The sequence below is a fragment of the Barnesiella propionica genome (assembly GCF_025567045.1).
Classification (GTDB): domain Bacteria; phylum Bacteroidota; class Bacteroidia; order Bacteroidales; family Barnesiellaceae; genus Barnesiella_B; species Barnesiella_B propionica.
In genome coordinates this window covers 24,510-39,082 of record NZ_JAOQJK010000007.1, presented here as the reverse complement: position 1 = coordinate 39,082, position 14,573 = coordinate 24,510, and the positions used below count along the sequence as shown (strand labels likewise).

Below are 14,573 nucleotides of genomic sequence, written 5' to 3'. Positions count from 1 at the left end.
TACCATGAAAACATATCTTCAAGATTTTACATTTTTAATATTAATCCGTATCGATTCGGTTCAGCGGCTGGAAAACATACTTGCTGTAACGGATTATTTAGCCAAAAACTTTCATACACAAATAATAGTACTTGAAGCGGACCGGTACAACAATAAAATACTTCAATCCTTGCTGAACAGGAACGTACGTTACGAGTTCATAGAAGATAAAGACCCTATATTATACAAGACAAAGTATTTCAACCAATTGGCCTGGAATATAGACACTCCCTTCTTCTCTATATGGGATGCCGATATGATAGCATCCAAAAATCAAATTATCGATGCAGCCCAGCAGTTAAGAGACGGCACGGCTGACGTAGCTTATCCCTATTCCGGATTCTGCTTCGAAACGTCCGAAATAATCCGGAATTTGTATATCGTGAAAAAAGACATTCGTATCCTCTCCCGTAATCAGAATAAAATGAAACAATTATACGACAAGGAACATCCGGGGGGAGCAGTTATGATGAACACTTTATTTTTCCTGAATAATGGAATGGAAAACGAAAAATATTACGGTTGGGGACACGACGATTTTGACCGCTATTATCGATGGAAAAGATTAAAAGCCAACATGTACCGTAACCCGGGGTATCTTTATCATTTGGCACATCCCCGGAATCTCAACAGTAGTTTCCGGAATAAAGATCATACCGAAATATCTTTTGCAGAATTAAATAAAACACACAACAGTTCCAAAGAAGAACTAGAAAGAGATTTATCAAAAACACATTAAATATTAAGAATAATGGGATTATCTATTTTTTCGCAAAAAGAGACAAACATATTCACTTCATTTTTAGAAGCATTAAAAGTTAAACATACCCGCGAATATTCAAATAAGTTTTTTAATGAACATCCTCATAAAAATAATTTGTTTGGAATATCGAAAATGCTGACAGATTACGGGGTTGACAATCAAGGAATTAAAATAAATGACAAAAACGATATCACCGATATTGAAACGCCTTTTATTGCTCATATCGGCAATGATTTTGTCACCGTACTTAAAGTAACATCCGAAAAAGTTTTATATGTGTGGAACAACAGAAAATTATCTGTATCTGTAGAAGAATTCAAAGAAATATGGACAGGTATCGTTCTCTTAGGAGAAGCAGATAACGGTTCTGTAGAAAATGGCTATTATCATAACTGGAAAATGCAAATTTTCAACAACATCCAGAAAGCAGGACTTTTTATATTATCTGTAATACTTATAATGTGGGCCATAATAAATAATTCAGTAATATTCAGTTTTGGATATGCCTTATCATTGTTAGTAAACATGTTCGGTGTTTATATCGGATACCTTCTGGTCTTAAAGCAATTACATATTCGCAGCAGTTATGCCGACAAGATATGCTCTTTATTCCACGAAAATGATTGCAATAACATCCTAGAATCACGGGCGGCAAAATTATGGGGTATTATAGGCTGGAGTGAAATAGGATTCTCTTATTTTATCTCCAATGTACTTGTTTTAATATTCATGCCCTCTCTAATAAACTATTTGACCTTAATCAATATTTGCGCTCTTCCATATACCATCTGGAGTGTATGGTATCAAAAATTTGTCGCCAAGCAATGGTGCGTTTTATGCCTTATTGTACAAGCTACATTATGGGCCATATTTATAATAAACTTCATTTTTGGCTACATCTCTTTCCCCGACTGGCAATTTACAGACTTTATCGGTCTGATGATATTATACGGAATACCTTTTCTTTTAATCAACCTGTTTCTCCCTAGGATAATCGACAATCGCCGATTGGAACAGGTTACGCAGGAAATGAACAGCCTGAAAGCGTCGGAAGAAGTATTCGTCTCCCTATTAAAAAAACAACCTCAGGTTGAATATAAAAATATAACAAGTGTAAAATGGGGCAATCCCGATGCTAAAATTATTGTCACCATACTCACCAATCCTCATTGTGGCCCGTGCGCTTATGCACATGACCATATTGAAAAACTAATGGAACATACAGAAGACAAAATATCCTTCCAATACGTTTTTTCCTCTTTTCACGAAAAACTGGATACCAGCGGAAAATTTTTACTTGCCGTATATCTTCAAAAAAATAAAGACGAAGCAGCCGAAATTTACCATCAATGGTTTAAATCGGGAAAATATGATAAAGACAACTTTATGAAAAAATGGAACGTCAACATAGATGATGAACGAGTAGAAGAAGAATATAAAATGCATCAGCACTGGCATAAATTTTACAATCTTACCGCAACTCCTATGGTATATGTAAACGGATATCGGCTTCCGTCTACTTATTATATCGATGACTTACGCTATTTCTGTGATGTAGAGATATAACATTGCAAAACCGCAGAGCAATGTTATTTAATAAAATCTGCGGTATAATTTATTATTTTACAATTATGAAAAACTTGAAAAAAATCAGGTTGCATGAAGGTGATCAGATACTGAACGACCTTCAGTTGAAAAAAATCGTAGGTGGTATTTACGTTCCCCCGGGTGGTAGCTATACCCCCCCTGACCAACCCGGCGGAGGCGGACCTACAGATTATTGCAGTACCATGAAATGTGTACACAACCCAGCACTCGGTTATGACGAATGTTGGGGTGGATGCCGATGCGATGCTGCTCATGTTGGATGTGTTCGTTGGTAAAAATTTCAGGCCGGGACAATAGCTGAACCGACCCGAAAAACTGAAATAAAGGGGGAGTCGGAAGTAAAGAAGACACCCCCCTTTACAAAGATAATATTATTTAAACAATATTATTTGTATATGCTATTATCTCACACATAGTAAAAAGAGGTAACGGACAATACATATCCGATTTTGGTCATAAATATTACAGATATTATTGTTTCATACCGTTGAAAATTATTCTATTTATAACGAAAACATTGCGAAGCTGCAGGGCAATGTTGTCTTGAGAAAATCTGCGGTATAACCTATTAAATTTAACAATTATGAAGAATTTAAAAAAGATCAGATTACATGAAGGTGATCAGGTATTGAACGACCTCCAGTTGAAAAAAATCGTCGGTGGCGTCTATGTAGATCCGGGACAACCCGGTGGCGGAGGTGGTGGAAGCACCGACTACTGCAGTACTTTAAAATGTCACAATGACCTCGGTTATTGGGATTGCTATGGTCCATGCAGATGTAATATGGCCACGGGCACATGTGTTCGTATCTAAAAAAATGAAGGTGGCTCTATGCGCGAACCACCCCGAACTATTAGTCCAAATGTAAAAAAGAGTTGTCTTTTTTGAAAAGACAACTCTTTACTAAAAATAACATCAATTTAAAATATATTTTATGGCATTATTCCCGCATTATGCACAACTCGACGCAATGGATTGCGGCCCCACTTGTTTACGTATGATTGCAAAATATTACGGACGTAATTATACACTACAGACCCTACGCTCCAAATCCTTCATTACACGTGAAGGCGTATCGATGCTGGGAATAAGCGATGCAGCCGAAAGTATAGGATTTCGCACCACCGGTTTACGAACTACATTTAATCAGTTGGCAGAAGAAAAACCTTTCCCCTGTATCCTTCACTGGAACCAAAATCATTTTGTAGTATGCTACGATATAAAAAAGAAAAAAAACGACTATAAAATAAAAATATCCGATCCCGCCAGCGGACGGTATGAACTTAAAAAAGAAGAATTTCTCAAATGCTGGATCAGCACCAAAGCCGAAGGAAAAGATACAGGAACGGTACTTCTGCTTGAACCCACCCCCGACTTTTATGAAAAAGACGACGATAAATATGTAGCGAATAAAAACTTCCGTTATTTCTTAGGTTACCTCAAGCCACATAAGAGCCACATCCTGCAGCTGGTAATGGGAATGGTCGTAGGCAGCCTCTTGCAGCTTATATTTCCGTTCCTTACACAATCCATGGTAGATAACGGAATAGGCAACAGTAACCTCAATTTTATTACTCTCATATTAATCGCTCAGCTTGTCTTATTCGCTACACAACTGGCTGTCGAATTTATACGAAGCTGGATCATGCTCCACATGAACACCCGCATCAATATAGCCCTTATATCCGACTTTCTCGCAAAACTGCTGAAACTTCCCCTACGTTTTTTCGATACAAAAATGGTAGGAGACATTATGCAGCGCATCGGGGACCACGCCCGCATCGAGAGTTTCCTGACCGGATCATCCCTGATGACTATTTTTTCCTTTTTCAATTTCATCATTTTCGCATTTATCCTGGCCTACTACAATTTAACGATACTTACTATCTTCGTTATCGGCAATACCCTGTACGTTATATGGATATTATTATTCCTGAAATACAGACGCGAACTTGATTTTAAACGCTTCGCCCAGGCCTCCAGTGAAAAAAGCAACCTGTTTCAGCTCATTTCCGGTATTCAGGAAATAAAATTGAATAACCGGGAAAAACAAGAAAGATGGAAATGGGAAAGGATTCAGATCAAATTGTTCAAAATAAGCATCAAAGGCCTGGCGCTCGGGCAATATCAGCAATCAGGTTCCATCTTTTTTAATCAGATCACCAGTTTGCTGATTTCATTTGTGGCTGCAAAATCCGTCGTAGACGGAAATATCACGTTAGGAATGATGATGTCGATAAGCTACATCATCGGGCAACTATCCGCACCCATCGGGCAACTTATAGGTTTCATACAATCATTCCAGGATGCCCAGATAAGCCTTGAAAGGCTAAATGAAATACACGGAGAAGAGGATGAAGAACAAACTATTGATAATAAAATGGACTATATATCCGACAACAAGACCATTTCCATCGAAAACCTCTCCTTCAGTTACGACGGAGCCGACAGAGATTATGTGCTGGAAGATATAAATCTCGTCATCCCGGAAAATAAGACCACGGCCATTGTAGGAGCGAGCGGCAGTGGAAAAACGACATTGATAAAACTTATGATGGGCTTCTATGAGCCCAATAAAGGAGACATCAAAATTGGCGAATTCTCCTCTAAGAACATCAACCCTCACCTGTGGAGACAAAAAACAGGAGTAGTTATGCAAGACGGATTTATTTTCTCCGAAACTATTGCCAATAATATTGCTGTAAATGAAGATACCGTGGATAAAAAACGCCTGGCACAAGCAGTGGAAATTGCCAATATAAAAGAATATATCGACAGCCTTCCACTGGGTTACAATACAAAAATAGGGATGGAAGGCAACGGATTGAGCCAGGGACAAAAACAAAGAATACTCATAGCCAGGGCCGTTTATAAAAATCCCGATTTTATATTCTTAGACGAAGCAACCAACGCGCTCGATGCAAAAAACGAACGGCAAATAATCGATAAACTATCCGAATTTTATGAAGGAAGAACAGTCGTAGTAGTAGCTCACCGCTTAAGTACGGTACAACATGCCGATAAAATAGTGGTATTGGATAACGGAAAAATCGTAGAAGAAGGAACACATCAGGAACTCGTACATAAAAAAGGAACATATTATAATTTAGTTAAAAATCAGTTAGAATTGGGAATGTAATATGGGAGTTAAAGATACAAACGATAACATAGAATTGAGGAGCGAAGAAGTACAGGAAATTCTCGGCTCATCCCCCTATTGGATAGTCAGATGGGGAATTACATTAATCGCATTTATTTTTTTGTTACTATTGGCAGGAAGCGCAATTTTTAAATATCCCGATATGATAAACGCCTCGGTGACACTGACGGGAACAGTGCCCCCCGCCGAAATCGTATCGAGGAGCACGGGAAAACTGCACAAACTCTATATAAAGGACAACCAGCACGTAAAAAGAGGCGATTATCTGGCAGTTATAGAAAATACCGCTGATGAGAAAGACATCTTTTATCTCGAAGCGTTTCTGGATTCTCTGCCTCGCTATCTGCAAAATAACGATCTGGAACTACCCGATAAAGAATTGAATATCGGAGATATACAATCCCTCTATTCCAGTTTTTACACGACATTATTCAATTATATCGAATTTATAAAATTAAACTATTATCCGCAGAAAATAAATATCCTTCAAATAAGACTGAACCAGTACAAACAACAGTACGACAATATTTCACGACAACAAAAAATTGTCCGCGAACAATTACTGACCGTCAAAAAACAATACGAAAGAGACTCTTTGCTCATGAAAAAGAAAATACTCTCTCCACAGGATATAGAAAACACATATAACCAGTACCTCCAAAGCCGTCTCTCCCTGGAAAATATGACCGGAACTTTAGGAAATATGAATATCCAGATAACACAGATAGAAGAAAACATTATGGATATCAGCCACCAGTACACCGAAGAAAAAAATAAATACCACATCCAAATAAATTCCCTGGCAACACAATTACAGTCCGCAATTCTCTCCTGGAAAATAAACTATGTTCTTTCTTCCCCCATTGACGGAAAAGTTACGTTTACAAACTACTGGACCGAAAATCAAAACATCGTTACAGGAAATATCATTTTCAATGTCATTCCGGAAGATACGGTCGAAATCATGGGAAAAGCCAACCTGCCCATAGCCAGGTCGGGAAAAGTAAAAGCCGGACAAAAAGTAAATCTGCATTTCGACAATTTCCCGGATAACGAATTCGGCATTGTTAAAGGTTACGTACAAAACGTCTCCTTAGTACCGGCAGGCGACAATTACATTCTGGATATAAAATTATCAAACGGACTTAAAACCACATATAATAAAACACTACCCTATTATCCCGAAATGAAAGGACAGGCAAATATTATAACCGATGACATATCGCTTCTCGAACGGTTTATTATGCCAATAAAAAAAGTACTGACAGAAAATTAATTATATCGTTGACCCCAAAAAACAGATTCAGACATCCTTAAACAAAAAGATCAACTACTATTCGGTAGTTGATCTTTTTATATGATCCGCCTGGGATTCTCCTTACAGAGTTACCAAGCTGATATTTAAAACTTTATATTTTTAGATTCAAGCATATCCCATAATTTATCCCACTGATTTTTTACAGTAGTTTTCATCACGTAAAATACTGATACAAAGATAGTTATTTTTATCGAATATAAAAAATTAACTGGATTTTTTTAATATCCATACCAGTAATTGAAAATCTAATATAAGTAACAATATATCAACGTCTTACAAAATCATTTCTATCAAACACCATAAATAAGCAAAATCTACATTTGCATGCCTTGCAATATTTCGATTTAACCAACTGATTGTCAATAAAATGAAGAAAACTATTTGTAGTATATCAAAGAATAAATATGCGAAAGATTAATATTGTAAAAATATTATGGTTGTCGATATTTTCTTAATTTGAACCTTATATTTATGATTGAGATTGAAGAATCTTATTTTTTATAATATTCAAAAATGTTGAATTTCTTGCATCTGCATCGTTTATTAATGAGTTTAAATCCATAATGAAGATTCCTACAGGAAGTGTTATCTTTGGGTCTTTCTGTATTGCAACAGTTGTTTCTTTATAGAACATTTTTCCCGTAGAATAAAGTTCTGTATATTCTCCCATTAAAGCCAATTCTATTTCATCGTTAAACTCAATTATGCCATAGAACCATATTCTTTGAATTTTATTTTTATAATACTTCATCAATCTTCTGGCTCTTGTTTCCAATTGAGTAATAACTTTCATATTGTCATTGTGAGTCAATCCTTTTTTCTTTAATTCTACAATAACAACATCAACAACCTTATCTTTATTTGGATCATTTGAAAAAACGATGGCAATGTCAGGTCTATCATTATCCTTTTCAATTATTTCTCCTTCTGTTATTACTCTAACGACATCAGTCATTTCTTTATCACTTAAAATAGAGCTATAGGTCATATATTTGTCATCTAATATCCACGCATTATTCCTATATAAATCTTTTGAAAAATCATCTTTTGTAAATTCTTGTTTCATAGGAATAATAAGACTATGTATATCTGATTCCAAACTTTTATTGTTTATTTTTTTTAAATTTTCAATAGATAATTGTCTAAATAATATGTATTCTGTTAACGTTCTTGATGATAATTCTAAAGCTTTACTATATTGCTCTTCAGTTAGAGAATTTGCATCTAAAATATCTCTTTGAGCTTTAAAGAACTTATCCTGTGCTCTTTTCAATAGTTCCGCTCGAGAACTGAATCCAATACAGTTTTCTTCAAAATATCCATTGAGATGAGGGTATCGGCTAATTAATGATATTTTAACCTTTTTGTTACTTTCTGCAATTTTAGGTATTTTCTCAGAAATTAATTGGGATACTTTATTTCTAAAAATATATTTAATTTGTTGCATATCAGATTCTGAAATATCAAGATTTTGACGTGCATGATCTACTTTTCCAATAAACCAATCAGAATAAAGAAGAAATATCATTTTATATCCTAACGGAATATTTTCTTTTGCAATAATTTCAATCTTTTGACTGCGATTATCTACTGATATAGCTGTTATAATAGAGGGTTCGTTGGATGCCTCGATAGAATAATATAGATATATTTTATCAAAAGCTGAGACAGAATAATCTAATTCTATTTTTTCAAGATTTGGTATATCATTTGTAGATAAGGTTTCAGTTATAAGTTGATTTTCTATTTCTAAATTTATAGTAATAGTTATTTCTTTATTTTCTTGTTTTAATTGGTATAATCTAGGGTAAAATTCTTCTAATATTCTGCTCTTTAGATATTTTGGCTGAATATAATTATATTGTCCAAGTCTGGATAATACGTAATTCGACATGGAAAATTTTGTACCATTTATAGTTGATGGACTTTTTACAACGGTTGATTTTTCATCAAAATCATTAGAAAATTCAAAATTTCTACAAAAATCATTGTTAAAATAGCTTTGAACTAAAATTTTTCCAAAATAACAAAGATATACCAATCTTCCAAGACCTTTGTGTGAAGATTCTTCTACATCAAATAGGTTACAGAATTTACTAAATCTTTCGTCTGTGAATCCGATACCATTATCTTCTATTTCGACTTTTAAAGTCTCAGGTTGATTATATGCCTGTGTAAAAATTTTAATTGAAATTTTATTGGCATCTGCATCTAAAGCATTCGCAATCGCCTCGAAGTACACCATTTCTAATGATGAATTTCCGAAGAACATTTTTACAGCTTTACTTAATTTAACTTTCATACTTTATCATGCTTTAAAAGACATTTAAAAGAATAATCTAATGTGGTCTTTAAATTCTTATTACAAAGATATTTTAAATATTTATAGTCTCATTATTTTCTTTTTCTTTTTTATCTTCATCTTTCTGATTAGAGAATCATCCGGCATATTACTATAAAACGGATCAAAAGCTCCGACAAGCGCTGCGGCGAGAACCTCGAAAATATTTTCCAGAAATGATGGCAATATATAGGGTTTCACAACTAATTTGTAGGATTAAACTATTTTAGACGGTATTGCCAACCAAAACCATTCCAGTTGCAGCTACTTTGGCATTCCACTTAATTGAGAAAAAGGGATTTTCAAATAAGAATATAGAGCAATTATTAAATAATAATTAAAAAAATCATAAAGAAGTGCTCAAACAGGATAAAAAGAAAGGTAAAAACATTTGATTATGCAATTTCTCTGAACAAGCCAGGCCCATAAGCGATTTACTTATGAGCCTGGTTCATATCTTTGTTATTTTCCTTATTTATTTTTGCGCTCGGCTTCCAATAAGCGTTCGTATAATTCCACTATCTTATCGATCGGATTAAATGTACAGTTATAATGGTTTACGGCTGCTGCATCCTGAAAAGTATTGGCAAATATATTAACAGCCATTTCGTCTGGCATATTCTTTATAGCCTTAACCGGGATTTGAAGCACTTCCGCAACTTTATTCAGTGTTTCATCTTCGATCACTTCTTTTTGTTCCAGTTTCGAGACTGCCTGCTGCGACACGCCCAGTGCATCGGCAAGTACTTCCTGCTTAATTCCCATAATATCCCTGAAACGTTTTACGTTCCTGCCGTGGTGTACTTTCGGCATTGTAATCGTATCTGTATCCATATCCGTTCTTTTATCAGACAATAATATTATAATAGCAAAGTTACGAATTAGGTTTTAAAATACAACCATCCTATTGTAAAATACAACCGCCCTGTTGTAACGAAATGCTATAACTTATGCTTTCTTTGTCTCCGTTAATACTTTGTAAAGTAAACGAAAAAAAAGGATTAAGCCAAGAACGGTATTAAGGATTTTTTCTGTACGGCAATTTTTTTACAGTAGCGGAAACAGATACCGGAGAAAACAAATAAAGCGAACGTAAACGGTCGGTCGGCTGAGGGCTGATTTTGGTTCGCACCTCAAGAATTATTTGTTTAACTCCACCGGTATGAATATTTTAAAAAGAAAGCTCATGCTCTGCTTTTTGAAGCATGAACCGCCCGTCCCGAAACTGAAGATATGCGAGAACATCCTGCCCTATTTGCGGCATTACGGGTTTAAGCTCAACGATGAAGGCATCGTATTTCCTGCGGATTGCAGCTATGAACAAAAACTGATACACCACTTGTCGTCACACCTTATTTACAGGAAATCGATTCCCTACGAAAGCGTAATACGGCTCGAAACCTGCGGACAATGCCTGTCGCTGATGCTGCGCACAGGACACATATTTGTACTGGATTTGCGGTCATCCTTATGGAAGATACACAATTTATACGACTATGGCGAGCCGGAACGTCTTACCGTACTATGGTGGAATATATCGGGTCGGTTTGCAAACTTCCGGCAAAAAGTGAAGCAGGCTTTCTGGTTTCGCAAAAAAAGCGAATAAACCGAATTTATCCGTACAACGGATAAATCTAAGAAAAATCACGTATCTTTACACGGTATAACATAATAAAACTGATTTACCGATGAAAGATTCGATCGATTTTTTACCCGGTTACGCCCGGGAAGATTTGAAACGAATTGTTGAATCCGTATTGGAAAAAATTCCGACATGCGAAATGATTATCCTCTATGGCAGCTATGCCCGGGGGACTTTTGTAGAATATGACGAGCGGCTGGAATTCGGCATTCCTACCTTTTTTATGAGCGACTACGACCTGCTGGTCATTACCAGCGGTATCAACGTAAAAGAAGCCGGGAAAATACTCGATGACATCGACCGTGAATATTACAAGCGTCCCCGCAATCAGGTCCCTGTACAATTTATTAACGAGGATATAAAAAAATTCAACTCCGACTTGTCAGAAGGACGGTATTTTTACGCCACGATCAAGAGAGAAGGTATTATGCTATACGACAGTAAAAAATACAAGCTGGAACGTTCCCGGAAACTAAACTACCAGGAGATAGCACAACAAGCGCAGGAATATTTCAATGATAAAATGAACCGGGTTAATGAATTTCTTATAGATGCACAATCGGCATTTAAACGGAAAAGTTATACTCAATCCTCTTTTTATTTACATCAGTCCTGTGAAAATTTATTTTATACAATTAATCTGGTACATACGTTAGATAATGGAAAGCAGCATAATCTGCAAAAACTATTCCGGGCTACCCGGAATTATTCACCGGAACTGGCCGCTATATTTTCTTTCAACAAAGAAGAAGATAAACGGCTATTTGAAATATTGAAACGGGCATATGTAGAAGCTCGCTATAATCCCGATTTCGTAGTTACCCAAGAAGATATAGATGCTTTGTTTCCCAAAGTGGAAAAATTACGCGATGTAGTTTCCAAGGTCTGCAAAGCGCAAATCGAATCGTACCGGGAAATGAAATAACACTCTCTCACTCAAAATAAAACACACAAAAAACAGAGATGCCATTACAGGATAATCTCCGGTTTTATTATAGCCTATTTATCTGTTATTTACACAATCAGGCATTCCTCCGTTTTTTAGAAACTTGCTCTTTTAGGTAAAAACAAAACGCTGTTTTCCGCCATTAGAGAAAACTAAAATTCCTGATAATTAATGATTATCAGGAATTTTATCGATTTTCATTTCGTTTCGGGTGTTCCTTCCGGTTCATGAAACGAGCAATCTTTTTTCCTCAATATCAATGCTTTTAAAAATTTAAGCTTTGTATTCGTCACGCTTTAGTCCTTAAAAAACTGTCTGCCGTTGTCCGGTGTCTGTCTGCCGTCCGGTATCTTGAATTCAAAAGAGTATATTATTTCTCCAGTTATGTAAGCCGTTGATAATGAATTTATATTATCGATACAAGCAGATAAACGCTCTGCACCTGGCACGGAAAAAAGGTATAATTCAATTTGCGAATTTGAATATTGTTCGTACATTTGCGAACAATATTCGAGATATGGAAGAAAAGAAAGATTATACAGCTACGCAAGAACAGTTGGCAAGATTTGCCAAAGCACTGGGTCATCCTGCCCGAATTGCCATTATGCACTTTTTGGCAAAGCAGAAAACGTGTTACTTTGGAGATATTCACGAAGAACTTCCCATTGCCAAAGCAACCGTGTCCCAACACTTGAAAGAGTTGAAAGATGCAGGACTTATACAAGGAGAGGTAGAAACACCCAAAGTGAAATATTGTATCAACCGGGAAAATTGGCAACTGGCTCGTGAACTCTTTAAGGAGTTTTTCGGGCAATGTATCTGTAAATCGGGGGAGTGTTGTTGATAGTCCCCCTTTTTTAATATTAATGTTCGTTGTTTTGCGAATTACGTTTAATATGATAAATTTATAAATTATGGAGATTAAAGTATTAGGAACAGGTTGCGCCGGTTGTAAGGCTCTGTATGCAACAGTTGAGCAAGTAGTAAAAGAATTAGCTTTGGAAGCAGTAGTAACCAAAGAAGAAGATTTGATGAAGATTATGGAATACAATGTAATGACGCTTCCGGCTCTTGTTGTGGACGGTAAGGTTGTGGCAAAGGGCAAACTTTCTGCCAAAGAGGTAAAAGATGTATTAACCCGGTAAATCAGATTGTGATGAAACGCTTTTTATTCCTTACCATTACTTGTTTGTTTTCTATTTGGGGAATGGCTCAGACTACAACAGACACTTATGTGGAAGTGCTCTATTTTCACGGTAAACAACGCTGCGTGACTTGCAAAGCCATTGAGAAGTATACGAAAGAAGTAGTCCATACGGATTTGGCGGAGTTGGTGAAAAATGGCAAACTTCGTTTCAAAGAAGTAGATATTTCAACTCCCGAAGGCGAAAGACTGGCAGAGAAATATCGCGTAAGCTGGTCGTCTCTCTATGTAAATAAATGGAAGAACGGCAAAGAAGAACGTAATGATATGACACGCTTCGGTTTCCAAAATGCCCGGAACAATACAGCCACATTCCAGAAAGAATTGAAACAGAAAATCAATCAGCTACTAAAATGATACGGCTTTATGGAATACTTACAAACATGGCTGGATAATAGTGAAATACCTATTATTACCGCTTTTCTGCTCGGTTTGCTGACGGCTGTAAGTCCTTGTCCATTGGCTACCAACATTACCGCTATCGGATTTATCAGTAAAGATATAAATAACCGCAGCCGGATATTTACAAATGGTATTCTATACACTTTAGGGCGTGTATTGGCTTATTCTGCATTAGGCGCAATACTTATCGCAATACTCCGGAAGGGTGCGGATATGTTTGCCATACAAAAAGGTATCAGCGAATGGGGAGAACTGCTGCTTGCTCCTGCTTTGATGTTGATAGGGCTGTTTATGCTATTCGGAGATAAATTGCAATTACCTAAGTTCGGATTTTCCGCTACTGAAAAGACAGAAAAACTAAAAGGCTCATGGGGTAGTTTGTTGCTGGGGATATTGTTTGCCATGGCATTTTGTCCTACCAGTGGGTTATTCTATTTTGGCATGCTTATTCCCATGTCTGCAATAGAAAGTGAAGGATATTTGTTGCCTGTCATTTTTGCATCGGCAACAGGGCTTCCGGTTATGCTTGTCGCTTGGATTTTGGCATACAGCGTAGCAGGAATAGGAAAGTTTTATAATCGGGTACAAGTTTTTCAAAAGTGGTTTAATTACGTTGTAGCTGTGCTGTTTATCTTGGCAGGCATTTATTATGAATTGATTAATTTAGGTGTAATATGAAAATTTTGATTTTATGTACAGGAAACAGTTGCCGCAGTCAAATGGCGCATGGCTTCCTGCAATCGTTTGACAAGAATATACAAGTGTTCTCGGCTGGTACGCATCCGGCAAGGAAAGTAAACCCTTTGGCTATTGAAGCAATGGCGGAAGTCGGTATTGACATAAGCAGGCATATTCCTACCGATGTGGCTGCTTATTTAAGTGATACATGGGATTATGTAATAACCGTATGCGGTAGTGCTAATGAAACGTGTCCGGCTTTTGCAGGTAATGTAGGGAAACGGTTGCATATTGGTTTTGACGACCCCTCGGAAGCAATAGGGACGACTGACTTTATCAGAAGCGAATTTGAAAGAGTGCGTAATGAAATCAGGAATGAATTTACCAAGTTCTACCTTACAGAGATAAAAAAACAAGAATTGCCTAAATGTGCTTGTAACCGCTAATTTTTTAGGCTGTTTGTACGTATTA

The 14,573-nt window shown here is 36.4% G+C and carries 15 protein-coding genes; 13 read left to right on the top strand and 2 right to left on the bottom strand.

The window, feature by feature from the left end; translation table 11 throughout:
• Positions 1-4: 4 nt before the first annotated feature.
• The 6 genes from OCV73_RS10350 (at position 5) to OCV73_RS10325 (ending at position 6,847) form a co-directional block, all read left to right on the top strand.
• Positions 5-778: a galactosyltransferase-related protein gene (locus OCV73_RS10350; RefSeq protein ID WP_147551931.1), complete on the top strand. Its 774-nt coding sequence runs from the start codon at positions 5-7 to the stop codon at positions 776-778.
• A 12-nt stretch (positions 779-790) separates the two neighbouring features.
• Entirely contained in the window at positions 791-2,368 is a 1,578-nt protein-coding gene (locus OCV73_RS10345; RefSeq protein WP_147551930.1) for a vitamin K epoxide reductase family protein, read from the top strand.
• A gap of 65 nt (positions 2,369-2,433) precedes the next feature.
• Positions 2,434-2,685, top strand: a complete 252-nt coding sequence (locus OCV73_RS10340; protein ID WP_147551928.1) for a hypothetical protein — start codon at positions 2,434-2,436, stop codon at positions 2,683-2,685.
• A gap of 308 nt (positions 2,686-2,993) precedes the next feature.
• On the top strand, positions 2,994-3,224 hold the full coding sequence (locus tag OCV73_RS10335; protein WP_147551926.1) for a hypothetical protein: 231 nt from the start codon (positions 2,994-2,996) through the stop codon (positions 3,222-3,224).
• Between the two features lie 121 nt (positions 3,225-3,345).
• Complete coding sequence (locus OCV73_RS10330) at positions 3,346-5,550, top strand: peptidase domain-containing ABC transporter (RefSeq protein ID WP_147551924.1); 2,205 nt, start codon at positions 3,346-3,348, stop codon at positions 5,548-5,550.
• A 1-nt stretch (position 5,551) separates the two neighbouring features.
• The gene (locus tag OCV73_RS10325) at positions 5,552-6,847 is read left to right on the top strand and encodes an HlyD family secretion protein (RefSeq protein ID WP_147551922.1); all 1,296 of its coding nucleotides are present in this window, start codon (positions 5,552-5,554) and stop codon (positions 6,845-6,847) included.
• Between the two features lie 511 nt (positions 6,848-7,358).
• Here OCV73_RS10325 and OCV73_RS10320 read toward each other — a convergent pair.
• Both OCV73_RS10320 and OCV73_RS10315 read right to left on the bottom strand, forming a co-directional pair.
• The gene (locus OCV73_RS10320) at positions 7,359-9,191 is read right to left on the bottom strand and encodes an ATP-binding protein (protein WP_147551921.1); all 1,833 of its coding nucleotides are present in this window, start codon (positions 9,189-9,191) and stop codon (positions 7,359-7,361) included.
• 510 nt (positions 9,192-9,701) lie between these two features.
• Complete coding sequence (locus OCV73_RS10315) at positions 9,702-10,064, bottom strand: helix-turn-helix domain-containing protein (protein ID WP_147551919.1); 363 nt, start codon at positions 10,062-10,064, stop codon at positions 9,702-9,704.
• Positions 10,065-10,392: 328 nt separating this feature from the next.
• On the opposite strand from OCV73_RS10315, the gene OCV73_RS10310 reads away from it, so the two are divergent.
• From OCV73_RS10310 to OCV73_RS10280, 7 genes are all read left to right on the top strand, one after another.
• On the top strand, positions 10,393-10,836 hold the full coding sequence (locus OCV73_RS10310) for a hypothetical protein (RefSeq protein WP_147551917.1): 444 nt from the start codon (positions 10,393-10,395) through the stop codon (positions 10,834-10,836).
• A gap of 82 nt (positions 10,837-10,918) precedes the next feature.
• Positions 10,919-11,797, top strand: coding sequence for a HEPN domain-containing protein (locus tag OCV73_RS10305; RefSeq protein ID WP_147551915.1), 879 nt, complete (start codon positions 10,919-10,921; stop codon positions 11,795-11,797).
• A gap of 538 nt (positions 11,798-12,335) precedes the next feature.
• A complete protein-coding gene (locus OCV73_RS10300) occupies positions 12,336-12,662 on the top strand; it encodes an ArsR/SmtB family transcription factor (protein ID WP_057097470.1) in 327 nt (108 codons plus the stop codon).
• A gap of 70 nt (positions 12,663-12,732) precedes the next feature.
• Positions 12,733-12,963, top strand: a complete 231-nt coding sequence (locus tag OCV73_RS10295; protein WP_147551914.1) for a thioredoxin family protein — start codon at positions 12,733-12,735, stop codon at positions 12,961-12,963.
• Positions 12,964-12,974: 11 nt separating this feature from the next.
• Complete coding sequence (locus OCV73_RS10290; protein ID WP_147551912.1) at positions 12,975-13,379, top strand: nitrophenyl compound nitroreductase subunit ArsF family protein; 405 nt, start codon at positions 12,975-12,977, stop codon at positions 13,377-13,379.
• Positions 13,380-13,388: 9 nt separating this feature from the next.
• The gene (locus OCV73_RS10285) at positions 13,389-14,102 is read left to right on the top strand and encodes an aromatic aminobenezylarsenical efflux permease ArsG family transporter (RefSeq protein ID WP_147551910.1); all 714 of its coding nucleotides are present in this window, start codon (positions 13,389-13,391) and stop codon (positions 14,100-14,102) included.
• The gene (locus tag OCV73_RS10280; protein ID WP_147551908.1) at positions 14,099-14,548 is read left to right on the top strand and encodes an arsenate reductase ArsC; all 450 of its coding nucleotides are present in this window, start codon (positions 14,099-14,101) and stop codon (positions 14,546-14,548) included. The genes OCV73_RS10285 and OCV73_RS10280 overlap by 4 nt, the downstream gene beginning before the upstream one ends.
• The last annotated feature ends 25 nt before the right edge of the window (positions 14,549-14,573 follow it).

Excerpts from the sequence above, each read along its gene's own strand:
- OCV73_RS10350 (WP_147551931.1), top strand. The coding sequence starts at position 5 with ATGAAAACATATCTTCAAGATTTTACATTTTTAATATTAATCCGTATC.
- OCV73_RS10345 (WP_147551930.1), top strand. The coding sequence starts at position 791 with ATGGGATTATCTATTTTTTCGCAAAAAGAGACAAACATATTCACTTCA.
- OCV73_RS10340 (WP_147551928.1), top strand. The coding sequence starts at position 2,434 with ATGAAAAACTTGAAAAAAATCAGGTTGCATGAAGGTGATCAGATACTG.
- OCV73_RS10335 (WP_147551926.1), top strand. The coding sequence starts at position 2,994 with ATGAAGAATTTAAAAAAGATCAGATTACATGAAGGTGATCAGGTATTG.
- OCV73_RS10330 (WP_147551924.1), top strand. The coding sequence starts at position 3,346 with ATGGCATTATTCCCGCATTATGCACAACTCGACGCAATGGATTGCGGC.
- OCV73_RS10325 (WP_147551922.1), top strand. The coding sequence starts at position 5,552 with ATGGGAGTTAAAGATACAAACGATAACATAGAATTGAGGAGCGAAGAA.
- OCV73_RS10320 (WP_147551921.1), bottom strand. The coding sequence starts at position 9,191 with ATGAAAGTTAAATTAAGTAAAGCTGTAAAAATGTTCTTCGGAAATTCA.
- OCV73_RS10315 (WP_147551919.1), bottom strand. The coding sequence starts at position 10,064 with ATGGATACAGATACGATTACAATGCCGAAAGTACACCACGGCAGGAAC.
- OCV73_RS10310 (WP_147551917.1), top strand. The coding sequence starts at position 10,393 with ATGAATATTTTAAAAAGAAAGCTCATGCTCTGCTTTTTGAAGCATGAA.
- OCV73_RS10305 (WP_147551915.1), top strand. The coding sequence starts at position 10,919 with ATGAAAGATTCGATCGATTTTTTACCCGGTTACGCCCGGGAAGATTTG.
- OCV73_RS10300 (WP_057097470.1), top strand. The coding sequence starts at position 12,336 with ATGGAAGAAAAGAAAGATTATACAGCTACGCAAGAACAGTTGGCAAGA.
- OCV73_RS10295 (WP_147551914.1), top strand. The coding sequence starts at position 12,733 with ATGGAGATTAAAGTATTAGGAACAGGTTGCGCCGGTTGTAAGGCTCTG.
- OCV73_RS10290 (WP_147551912.1), top strand. The coding sequence starts at position 12,975 with ATGAAACGCTTTTTATTCCTTACCATTACTTGTTTGTTTTCTATTTGG.
- OCV73_RS10285 (WP_147551910.1), top strand. The coding sequence starts at position 13,389 with ATGGAATACTTACAAACATGGCTGGATAATAGTGAAATACCTATTATT.
- OCV73_RS10280 (WP_147551908.1), top strand. The coding sequence starts at position 14,099 with ATGAAAATTTTGATTTTATGTACAGGAAACAGTTGCCGCAGTCAAATG.